Genomic DNA, 10,034 nt, shown 5'->3' on the forward strand with positions numbered 1-10,034 from the left:
CATTTTGGGAGGTGAGTGAGACCGTGTTTTTACAAGGGTCTCCCGTCTCCCGTCGTGCGTTCTGCGGTATACTCTGCCAACAAGTTTATCGCCGGATTGAGCACATGCGTTTTTTAATACCCGTTTTTTTTATTCTATTTAGCTGGGCACCCTTCGCCAACGCGGCGTGCATCTTGCCGTTGAAACCGCAAAATTTAGCTGACGGTGCGGTTGCTGATGTCGACGATATGAATGTGTCTAAACGCCGAGTAGAGCGCTATATGGAAGACAGTCAGCGCTATTTGAAATGCTTAGATACCATGGATAAAACGGCAATTGGTACAGGTCGCGATAACGATGAGCGGCGGCGTAAACGAATCACAAATTATAATACTGCGCATAAAAATATGAGTGAGGTGCTAAGCGTTTATGACGCGAGTGTCGCCGAGTTTAATCAGCGCTGATTTGAATATTTTTGTTTTGTAAATAACGCACTAAACTCGCACTGCCCTGTTCGTCGCCGAGAATAATCGCTGACTGCATTGCGACGACTTCTTTGACCGTTCGCTTTAGCCCCAACTCTTCAAGTAGAAAAGCGACTCGTCGGGCAATGGCTTGACCAGAGTCCACCCACTGCATATTTGGCAGTAAACCAGCGAGTTGCGCTTGTACTAGCGGGAAGTGGGTACAAGCCAATATGATGGTGTCCATTTTGGCAAAATCTCGGTGTTCACCGAATTCTCTTTTTACGTTCTGCAAAACGCCATCGAGGTCTCCGTTATGCCAAATGAAATTTTCGACTGCTGGGGCGAGTTCCCGGCTGCCAACACTGATAACGGTGCAATTCCCAGCGAAGTCCTGAATAAGCTGGGCAGTATACGGGCGGCTAATGGTGCCGGGGGTGGCCAATAGACCAATAACCCCACTTTTACTTAAGGCTGCAGCGGGCTTTATGGCGGGGACGACGCCGACCACGGGGATGCTTATTTGGCTGCGCAGCGCGGGTAAAACTGCTGTGCTGGCGGAATTACAGGCCATGACCAGTAAATCGACCTGGTGCACCGTAAGCACTCGATTGATGGTGGCGCATATATGCGTTGTGAGCAGGGCTTCATCCCACTCACCATAGGGAAATCCGCCATGATCCATTACATAGAGCAGTTCAATGTCCGGAAGCAGATCGTGTATTGCGGCGCCAATGCTCAGGGAGCCGACGCCGGAATCGAAGATCAGCACACGGGGCGTGTGCTGCTTGTTACTCACAGCAGGGCGAGAATTTTTTCTGCGGCGCTAACGTCGATACCACCGGCGGGCTCAACGGCGAGGTGACTAATAGTGCCATTGTCGACAATCATAGCGAAGCGCTTTGAGCGGCTACCTAGACCAAATCCGCTGCCATCCATTTCGAGGCCTAGGGCCTTGGTGAAATCGCCATTGCCGTCAGCCAGCATGAGAATCTCTTCGGCATTTTGTGACTTGCCCCAGGCGTCCATAACAAAGGCATCGTTGACTGCCATGCACACAATGGTGTCGACACCGGCGGCCTTAATTTTGTCGGCATTCACAATATAGCCGGGCAGGTGGCTCAGTGAGCAGCCGGGAGTGAACGCGCCAGGCACCGCAAATAAAACAACCTTCTTACCTGAGAAAATGTCTTCTGTTGTGATGTCCTGTGGGCCTTTTTCGCCCATCACCTTCATTGTGACCGCAGGAATTTTATCGCCAGACTGAATGCTCATAATAGGACCTTTCGTTATTTGAGGTGGAGATTTGATGTCGTGATTAGCCAGTTTAGCAGAGCTGTGGCCTGGGCGTAATGGACTTGAAAAATCTGTTTGTCACCATCATATACAGAGTGACAGCCAAGCGGCTGTAGGTGGTTGGAGCGAGACCGTTTAGGAGGCCTTTATCATGAATAGCTATCTGCCTTTTACCTTGTTTAATGAATTGCGCGATGTAAATCGGGCATTTGACCGCCAGCCTAGCGATAGTGAGCGCGTTGCCCAGTGGCAGCCTGCTGTGGATATTTGCGAAAACGATGGCGGCTTTCTATTGATGATGGACGTGCCGGGTATTGCACCTGACGCCGTGGATATAACCGTGCACAACGGAGTATTAACGGTGCGGGGTGAGCGGAAAAGCGATACTCAGGAGATTAAGCCAAGCATCAAAGAGCGTTGGCAAGGCCAATTTGTACGGCGTTTTAGTTTGCCTGAGGGCGTGGAAGCTGACGCTATCGCGGCAAAGATTGAGCACGGCGTACTCGCCTTAAATATTCCCAAATCGACTGCGGAGGAACCCCTTAAGATTAGAGTGCAATAAAGTGCATAAATAACCCACACCAAGCTCAGTGAGCTTGCTACACTTGCCGCTTTGAACGCTGTCTGACCCTGCGCTGACAGCGTCATTTTTTCGATAAAGTGGAGCGCAGCTTTGATCTCTCGACAACAGTGCCGCTATGAATGGCAGGTATTTTTATTGGCAGTGGGGTTTTTGACTCGGCTGCCAGTACCTGCAGATCCAGATTTTAGTGAGACCAAACTTAACAGTGCATCCCGTTACTTTCCCCTTGTTGGTTTATTAGTCGGCGTTTTGGCTGCGACCTTCTACGGTGTAGCGCTGGCGCTATTTGCCAATGTGCTGATAGCGGTTCTATTGTCGATGATTGCATCGATTCTGATTACTGGCTCTTTTCACGAAGACGGCTTTGCCGATAGTTGTGACGGCTTTGGCGGCGGCTGGCGCAGTGAAGATGTCCTGCGCATTATGAAAGATTCGCGTATTGGTACCTACGGCACGGTGGGCCTAGCTTTAATTTTGGCGTTGAAAGCCGCCAGCTTGGCGGCGATGCCGTCGACTTTCGTCGTAGTAGCGGCCTTGCTTTGGGGACATGTGTTTAGCCGCTGGATTTCGACCTCGTATTTGCTCGACTTAAATTATGTGCGTGGTGAAGGCAAGTCCAAGCCTTTGGCGACAATGATGCCCCTCAAGCATTGGTTGTATTCGGGTCTGCCGCTTCTGCCACTGCTGATGCTTGTCGATCTATATTCGTTAATGGTTTTAGTGGTGATCGCCTTGGCTTTTCGCTGGGCTTTTGCCGTCTACTTACGTCGTCGGATCGGTGGCTATACCGGTGACGCGCTTGGCGCTGCTCAGCAAGTTGTTGAAATAATAGTATATTTAGCCTTTTTACTTTGACCGAAAGCGGCGGGCTGTTGTTAACTACAGTTAAATAAAGTGTGAATACTGCACAGTCTTAAACCACCGTTTTGCGGCACTCATGGCGTCAATTACAGTCATAGCAGTACGAGCAATTTATGGCTGAGGATACCGGCATGAATACAAATTTATTGGTAGGCGGCATATTTGGTGCCGTAGCGGTAACGGCAGCGGGCAGTTATGCAGGCTATAACACCTTAGTAGAAAGTAAAAAGCCGCAGTTTGCTGAGGTTGTCGACAGCAAGGCAATTACCGAAACCTATTACACCAACCGTCAAGAGTGCTATGACGAAGTGGTTCAGCACCAAGCTGAAGTAAAAGACGGTAATCAAGTGACGGGCACGGTGATTGGTGCTGTACTGGGCGCGGTTATTGGCAAGCAAGTTGGCGGCGGTAACGGTAAGAAGCTGGCGACGGTTGCTGGCGCGGCAGCGGGCGGCTACGCGGGCAATAAAGTGCAGAAAAATATGCAGCAAAAAGACGTGTACACTACCACTGAACAACGCTGTAATACAGTGCAAGATCCCCATGAGAAAATTACCGGCTATAGTGTGACCTATCAGTTAGATGGCAAAACTGAGACGGTAATTATGGACCACCAGCCGGGAGCGACAATTCCTGTTGAGAACGGCCAGTTGGTATTGGGTAATTCCGAGAGCAGTAAATCGCAAACAACAAAGTTATAAACTAATCTTTACTGTGGCTATATTGATAACAATGATATGTAGCGATAATTTGCAAAATGGAGTGAGCTGTATGACAACGAAATTAGCGAAGCGTAGCACGGCCGTAGTAATGAGCGGTTTTATGATCTGGACGGGTTTGCTCGCCAGCACCGCCTCAGCGTCAGTGATCAGCACCGACAAAATGGTGGCTGAATATTCTGTAAAATCAGAGCGTGCTGAAATGAAAGCCGCACTGGCAAGTGACGACGTGCGCTCGCGCTTAGTCGAGTTAGGTGTGTCACCTGCAGATGTTGAGGCGCGTATTGATTCTCTTACGCCCAGCGAACTAGCCATGCTGCACGAGCGCATGGATGAGTTGCCAGCCGGTTCCGGCGCTGTTGGTCTATTGGCACTATTGGTTTTGATTTTCTTTATTACTGATGTGCTCGGTATTACCGATATCTTCCCCTTTGTTAATGCGGCGAAGTAAAGCCCTCGTTCTCCTGTGCTTGCTATTGCAGGCCTGTTCTGGTTTACCACTCAAAGAATATGCCGAGACCCTAGAGTCTCGGCGCCAGTTAGACGTACCGTTTATTGCCCAGCAGCAATATTATTGTGGCCCAGCGGCTCTGGCGGCCACTGCCCAGTATCGCGGTATTGACGTCGATCAGAACGACGTCGCTAGGCAATTATTTATTCCCGGCAAAAAAGGCTCGCTTGCGGTAGAGATGCAGGCGGCGAGTCGTCGCTTGGGTTTACTGCCCTACCCCCTAGCCAAAGATTTTCATGCCCTACTGAAAGAAATCGATGCTGGAAATCCGGTCTTGGTATTCCAAAATTTAACGTTTTCTTGGTGGCCCCAGTGGCACTATGCCCTCGCAGTTGGCTACGATTTAGACAGCGAAGTGCTTATTTTGCACTCGGGGACCAAACCGTATTATCGATTGCCCTTTGCAACGTTTATGGCGACATGGGCACGAACTAATTACTGGGCAAGGGTAATGGTCGATAGTAGCCGCTTACCGGTTACGGCGGCGCCATTAGCGACTATTCGCAGCGCTTATGCTTTTGAACAAACCGGGCATGCCGAATTAGCAGCAGGCTTTTACGCCTTGGCGGCGGAGCGCTGGCCTGACTCCCTGCCGGTTTTGATGGCGCAGGCGAATTTGGCCTTGGCACAGGGTGAGAGTCAGCGAGCTATTCAGGTTTTTGAACGCTTGTTGACGCTAGCAGAAGATGACCCCGCGCTGTGGAATAATTACGCCTACGCGCTTTTGGCCGGCGGCTGCAAAGCGCAGGCGCTGACTGCTATTAGCCGTGCACAAGAACTGGCACCGAGCGATGCGGTGTATCGCGAAAGCGCCAGTGAAATCCGCGCCGCCGAGTCGGTCGCGAATCACTGTTCAGCGCCGAGTATGCAGCCCTAGCGTTTCTTTTGTTTGGCCTGTGCGAATAGTGCCGCCATGGTGGTGTTTTCGGATTTGGGTGGCTGCTTAGGCATCGCCGCGGGCTTGTTGCGTCCGCCGCGCCGTTCGCCACTGCTATTGGCCGATTGTACTTCGCTAGCCTTGTCGTCTAAACGCATAGAAAGTGCGATGCGCTTGCGCTGGGCGTCGACTTCCATCACCTTTACTTTAACGATGTCGCCCGCTTTCACCACACTGTGCGGGTCTTTTACAAACTGGTTGGCCAGTGCCGAGATGTGCACCAAACCGTCTTGGTGAACGCCAATGTCGACAAAGGCACCAAAGTTAGTCACGTTGGTAACGACGCCTTCTAAAATCATATCTGGCTCAAGATCGGATATTTTCTCAATGCCGTCTTTAAAGGTCGCCGTTTTAAAATCTGGGCGGGGGTCGCGGCCAGGCTTGTCGAGCTCGGCAAAAATATCAGTAACGGTGGGAATACCAAAACGCTCATCGGCGTACTCGGCTGGCTTCAGGGTCTTTAAGAAACTGCTGTCACCCAAGACATTTTTTACTTCGCGGCCACAGCGATTGACGATCTTTTCGACCACGCTATAAGATTCAGGGTGTACCGCAGAGGCATCTAGCGGATTGTCGCCACCCACCACCCTTAAAAAACCCGCCGCTTGCTCAAAGGTTTTGGCGCCAAAGCGACTTACTTCCTTTAATTGCTCGCGATTCTTAAAAGCGCCATTGCGATCGCGGTATTCAACAATATTGGCCGAGATACTTAGATTCAGGCCAGACACTCGAGCTAACAGTGCGGGTGAGGCGGTGTTTACATCTACGCCGACCGCGTTTACACAGTCTTCTACCACCGTTTCCAAGGTGCGTGATAGCGCAGTTTGGGATACGTCGTGCTGGTACTGGCCTACGCCAATCGATTTTGGGTCAATCTTAACCAGTTCGGCGAGTGGATCTTGCAGACGTCGGGCGATGGAAATGGCGCCGCGAATTGTTACGTCGAGATCGGGAAATTCCTTGGCAGCGTACTCTGACGCCGAGTAAATCGAGGCGCCGGACTCATTCACCATCACGCTGGTGCAGCCCAGCTCGGGGCGAGCAGAGAGTACGTCTTTTACAAAGCGCTCAGTTTCGCGGCTGGCAGTACCATTGCCTATAGCGATGAGTTGTACGCCGTGCTTTTTGATCAGTGCCAATAATACCGCTGCCGATTCGGCGATTTTGTTCTGTGGCGGCGTAGGGAAAATAGCGCAGTGATCGACGACTTTACCGGTAGCATCAATAACAGCTACTTTCACGCCGGTGCGCATGCCGGGGTCGAGGCCAATAGTGGCTCTTTGCCCAGCGGGCGCCGCTAACAATAAGTCTTTAAGATTGTGGGCAAATACGTCAATGGCAGCGGTGTCGGCCAGCTCACGCAGTTGACCGAGTAAATCGGTTTCTAAGTGGGTGTAGAGCTTTATGCGCCAAGTCCAGCGAATGACTTCTTTCAGCCAAGTATCGGCGGGCCGACCTTCGTCTTTCACGTTCCAGAATTCGGCAACCATGCCCTCGCAGGGGTGAGCGGCGCCCTCTTCTTCGCTGAATTTAATGGCAAGGCTGAGAATGCTTTCATTGCGGCCGCGAAACATGGCTAAGGCGCGATGTGAAGGGGTGCTTTTCAGCGGCTCACTGTGGGCGAAGTAGTCGCGGAATTTTTCGCCTTCCTGCTCTTTGCCTGTCATGACGGTGCTGCATAAAAGGCATTCATTCCACAGAAAGTTACGCAGCTTAGCGAGTAAATCAGCGTTTTCGCTAAGACGTTCCATCAGAATGTATTTGGCGCCATCGAGCGCGCCCTTCACGTCAGTGATGCCCTGCTCTGGGTTCAAGTAGTTGAGCGCGAGACTGGCGGGGTCTTGGCTGGGATCGTCAAATAAGGTGGTGGCGAGTGGCTCGAGCCCCGCTTCAATAGCGATCTGGCCCTTGGTGCGGCGCTTTGGCTTGTAGGGAAGGTATAAATCTTCCAAGCGGTTTTTAGTGTCCGCGCCGCGAATATCTCGCTCCAGCTCAGGACTGAGCTTATCCTGCTCGCGGATGCTATTAAGTATGGTTTCACGGCGGTCTTCCAATTCCCGCAAATAGCCCAGTCGCGACTCTAAATCACGCATTTGCGTGTCGTCTAAACCGCCAGTGACTTCTTTGCGGTAGCGGGAAATAAACGGAACGGTAGCGCCCTCGTCTAACAGCGCGACGGCAGCGCTGACCTGAGCTTCTTTAACACCAAGTTCTTGGGCAATACGGCTGGGTATGGAATTCATATAATCGGCTTATTAAATACGTGAAGCCGGACATTATGCAAAAACTATGGCCGTGGTGCGAGGCTTGACAATATGTTTTTTGAACCGCGGGAGACGCTTGATGGGAGACGAAAGACGCAAAGCGTGGATTCATGCGCTGTTTTCACTTCTAAGCGTCTCCCTTCTCCCGTCAAGCGTTTGGCTACGTTTCGCTTTGCGCTAATGCCTCAAACAAGGCGCAGCACTCATCATAAAAATAGCGGTATTCTGGTCGTAGGTGCTGGGTGACTAGGGACATAATCTGGAATACACCTTGATGAATCACCATTTCGTTGCTGATGTTGCGCTCGCGCAATTGGGTGTAATTGAGCCAAAAGGTCAGCGACATAGCGATATTGTCGCAGAGGCGTTCAAGTTGCAGGTCGTCGAGGTCGAGAAAATTCTGGCTCCGCAATTCCAGTGTCACCGCGCGCGCCGCCTGTACTTTGAGTTCTAGGAGTTTGGCAAACTTCTTGGCGATTTGTGGATAGCGCTGCAGAAGATCGTTGAGATTGCGATAAAAATAGCGGTGATTAAAGATGTGTTCGAAAACAATGTATAAATAAAACCACGTGTCCTGGGCGCTGAGATTTTTCTCTAGCGGAGCGCTGAGGATGTCGATCAACTCAAGTTCGAAGGCGGCGTAGAGTTCGGGAATAATTTCGTCTTTGCCGTGGAAGTGGTAATAAAGATTACCGGGACTAATATCCAGTTCATTGGCGATATCAACGGCGGTGACATTGGGTTCACCGTCGGTGTTAAATAAGGCGAGACTGCTTAATAATATTTTGTCGCGGGTTTTCATCCGAGATAACAGACTCCTGTGGGCGAAACCACAAGGTGCCATGAATTCTGCTTTCATGTCCAGCAGAGTTGAGTTATTGGCGGAGTTCTTTACGCAGAGTGTTTAAAATGCGAGCTTAATAAAAGGGAAGATGAATTGCTCACCTTCCCTCTCTGTAGCTTATTCCGCTTTTTTTGCGGCAGCTTTTTTCGCTGGTGCTTTGCGTGGGGCTTTCGCTTTAGGTGCTGCTTTCGCGGCAGTCTTGGGCTCAGCTGCTGCGGCGGCTGGTTTAGCTGCTTTGCTTAACGCGTCTACTTTCTTGCTTAGTGCATCAAGCTTTTTCTCTAGGCGGCTTAGATCGTCAGCACTGGCGGTGTGACCAAAACCAAGGCTGGCGCGCATTTTACTAATGCGCTCTTCAATGGAGGTGGTTTTGCCAATATTAGTTGCTTCACCCAGCTTGGCGCGAGCCTGAGTTTCTAGGCGGTTGCCCTTATCAACTAATTCGGTGAATAGCTTTGGGGTTTCTTTGCTGGCTTTTTCTAAAGCTTCGTGAGCTTCATCATAGGCGCGGCCGTAAGCGCCAAGGCCGGCAAGCCAAATGCTCTTAGCAACTTCGCCAGCGTGGTTGGTGGCGTCTTTAAGGTCCTGCAGGCTTTTTTTGCTGTCTTTGCTCATGGCGTTCTCCATTGCAAAATAAAATAATTGAATCTGAGACACCAGTAAGAAAACCTTGCCGGTGTGGAATCTATCAATCTGCACTCGGGTATGAAAAAAGCACGATGGCCATACGGCGCATCGTGCAAAAGCATAGGTGAGATACAGACCTAGGATTTGGCGGCCAATTGGACGCCGAATTCTTTACTAAGCAGTAGCGGTTTCAGCTACGACTTCAGTTGCTTCAGCAGCGTTGCGAGAAACTTTAGACTTCACTTTGTCAAAGCCTTCGCGCAAAGTTTTGAGTTGTGCTTCAACGGCAGTGTTGCTTTCGGTTTTCAGTTCTTCGAACTTGGCAATTGCCTGAGCTTTAGTTTCGTTGAACTTGGCAATGGCTTGTGACTTGCTGCCTTCAATTTTACTAGTTACTTGGGTCTTGCTAGATTCGAACTTAGAAACTGCATCGCTCTGTACTTTTTCGCCGCGAGCAACCAAGCCGTCAAAGAATTCGTTACGCTTGCTGTAAGCGTCTTTAGCTTTGGTTTCGGTTTCTTTAAGTTTAGCTTCAGTCTGCTTTAATACTTCTTGGCTTTGTTCAAATACTTTGCCAGCCAGACCTAGGTTTGCCAAAAACAATTCTTTTGCTAGTGCATTTGCTTTTTCGATTTTACTTGCTTCGGTCATGATGACGTCCTCATTGAGAATGAAATAGTAGGCTAAATAGCGCCTGATTTCGGCGAGAACTGCTATTACTCGCTGACTTGGGTGCAAGAGTACGGAGTTTAATTAGAAAGCACATACTAAAACTGCGGGAAGCCCTTATTTCGCGTTTATTATATTCGCCGCATCGTTACAGCGCATTAACGCGGTATTGCGCTTGGCGCGAAATTTAGGTTATATAGTTGTTACCTTCTAGGCCGCTTGCCGCTACACAACGAGGTGAACATGGCTCAAAACAAGAATAAAACGGCTCAACCCACGG

General features: G+C 50.3%; 12 protein-coding genes. 6 read left to right on the forward strand and 6 right to left on the reverse strand.

The features are described 5' to 3' along the window. Window positions 1–443: hypothetical protein (locus ABYT30_RS10790; RefSeq protein WP_373096426.1), on the forward strand; the 443-nt coding region annotated here is incomplete at its 5' end. Here the strand turns inward: ABYT30_RS10790 and murI are convergent. Next, the gene (gene murI / locus ABYT30_RS10795; RefSeq protein WP_373096428.1) at window positions 430–1,242 is read right to left on the reverse strand and encodes a glutamate racemase; all 813 of its coding nucleotides are present in this window, start codon (window positions 1,240–1,242) and stop codon (window positions 430–432) included. The genes ABYT30_RS10790 and murI overlap by 14 nt on opposite strands. Next, entirely contained in the window at window positions 1,239–1,718 is a 480-nt protein-coding gene (locus tag ABYT30_RS10800; RefSeq protein ID WP_373084219.1) for a peroxiredoxin, read from the reverse strand. The genes murI and ABYT30_RS10800 overlap by 4 nt, the downstream gene beginning before the upstream one ends. A 172-nt stretch (window positions 1,719–1,890) precedes the next feature. Here ABYT30_RS10800 and ABYT30_RS10805 point away from each other — a divergent pair, with 172 nt between their 5' ends. The 5 genes from ABYT30_RS10805 to ABYT30_RS10825 all read left to right on the forward strand — a co-directional run bounded on the left by ABYT30_RS10805 (window position 1,891) and on the right by ABYT30_RS10825 (window position 5,290). Continuing rightward, a complete protein-coding gene (locus ABYT30_RS10805) occupies window positions 1,891–2,301 on the forward strand; it encodes an Hsp20/alpha crystallin family protein (protein ID WP_373084217.1) in 411 nt (136 codons plus the stop codon). Between the two features lie 111 nt (window positions 2,302–2,412). Further along, complete coding sequence (locus ABYT30_RS10810; protein WP_373096430.1) at window positions 2,413–3,177, forward strand: adenosylcobinamide-GDP ribazoletransferase; 765 nt, start codon at window positions 2,413–2,415, stop codon at window positions 3,175–3,177. Window positions 3,178–3,314: 137 nt separating this feature from the next. Next, window positions 3,315–3,884, forward strand: a complete 570-nt coding sequence (locus ABYT30_RS10815; protein WP_373083534.1) for a glycine zipper 2TM domain-containing protein — start codon at window positions 3,315–3,317, stop codon at window positions 3,882–3,884. A gap of 70 nt (window positions 3,885–3,954) precedes the next feature. Next, window positions 3,955–4,353 (forward strand): PA2779 family protein, encoded by a 399-nt coding sequence (locus tag ABYT30_RS10820; protein ID WP_373083533.1) that lies wholly within the window; start codon window positions 3,955–3,957, stop codon window positions 4,351–4,353. Then, on the forward strand, window positions 4,340–5,290 hold the full coding sequence (locus ABYT30_RS10825) for a PA2778 family cysteine peptidase (RefSeq protein ID WP_373096431.1): 951 nt from the start codon (window positions 4,340–4,342) through the stop codon (window positions 5,288–5,290). The genes ABYT30_RS10820 and ABYT30_RS10825 overlap by 14 nt, the downstream gene beginning before the upstream one ends. Here ABYT30_RS10825 and ABYT30_RS10830 read toward each other — a convergent pair. From ABYT30_RS10830 to ABYT30_RS10845, 4 genes are all read right to left on the reverse strand, one after another. Beyond that, window positions 5,287–7,593 (reverse strand): Tex family protein, encoded by a 2,307-nt coding sequence (locus tag ABYT30_RS10830; RefSeq protein WP_373096433.1) that lies wholly within the window; start codon window positions 7,591–7,593, stop codon window positions 5,287–5,289. The genes ABYT30_RS10825 and ABYT30_RS10830 overlap by 4 nt on opposite strands. Before the next feature lie 181 nt (window positions 7,594–7,774). Next, the gene (locus ABYT30_RS10835; protein ID WP_373096435.1) at window positions 7,775–8,416 is read right to left on the reverse strand and encodes a TetR/AcrR family transcriptional regulator; all 642 of its coding nucleotides are present in this window, start codon (window positions 8,414–8,416) and stop codon (window positions 7,775–7,777) included. Between the two features lie 159 nt (window positions 8,417–8,575). Continuing rightward, a complete protein-coding gene (locus ABYT30_RS10840; protein WP_373096437.1) occupies window positions 8,576–9,073 on the reverse strand; it encodes a hypothetical protein in 498 nt (165 codons plus the stop codon). 186 nt (window positions 9,074–9,259) lie between these two features. Then, window positions 9,260–9,736 carry a hypothetical protein gene (locus tag ABYT30_RS10845; RefSeq protein ID WP_373084708.1) on the reverse strand — a complete coding sequence of 159 codons (477 nt, stop codon included), beginning with the start codon at window positions 9,734–9,736 and terminating at the stop codon, window positions 9,260–9,262. Window positions 9,737–10,034: the final 298 nt, after the last annotated feature.

It is taken from the genome of Zhongshania sp. (genome assembly GCF_041623545.1).
Lineage (GTDB): Bacteria > Pseudomonadota > Gammaproteobacteria > Pseudomonadales > Spongiibacteraceae > Spongiibacter.

What these genes read in the sequence shown, in the direction of transcription:
- ABYT30_RS10800 (WP_373084219.1), bottom strand. Translation starts at nt 1,718, where the DNA reads ATGAGCATTCAGTCTGGCGATAAAATTCCTGCGGTCACAATGAAGGTG.
- ABYT30_RS10805 (WP_373084217.1), top strand. Translation starts at nt 1,891, where the DNA reads ATGAATAGCTATCTGCCTTTTACCTTGTTTAATGAATTGCGCGATGTA.
- ABYT30_RS10815 (WP_373083534.1), top strand. Translation starts at nt 3,315, where the DNA reads ATGAATACAAATTTATTGGTAGGCGGCATATTTGGTGCCGTAGCGGTA.
- ABYT30_RS10820 (WP_373083533.1), top strand. Translation starts at nt 3,955, where the DNA reads ATGACAACGAAATTAGCGAAGCGTAGCACGGCCGTAGTAATGAGCGGT.
- ABYT30_RS10825 (WP_373096431.1), top strand. Translation starts at nt 4,340, where the DNA reads ATGCGGCGAAGTAAAGCCCTCGTTCTCCTGTGCTTGCTATTGCAGGCC.
- ABYT30_RS10830 (WP_373096433.1), bottom strand. Translation starts at nt 7,593, where the DNA reads ATGAATTCCATACCCAGCCGTATTGCCCAAGAACTTGGTGTTAAAGAA.
- ABYT30_RS10835 (WP_373096435.1), bottom strand. Translation starts at nt 8,416, where the DNA reads ATGAAAACCCGCGACAAAATATTATTAAGCAGTCTCGCCTTATTTAAC.
- ABYT30_RS10840 (WP_373096437.1), bottom strand. Translation starts at nt 9,073, where the DNA reads ATGAGCAAAGACAGCAAAAAAAGCCTGCAGGACCTTAAAGACGCCACC.
- ABYT30_RS10845 (WP_373084708.1), bottom strand. Translation starts at nt 9,736, where the DNA reads ATGACCGAAGCAAGTAAAATCGAAAAAGCAAATGCACTAGCAAAAGAA.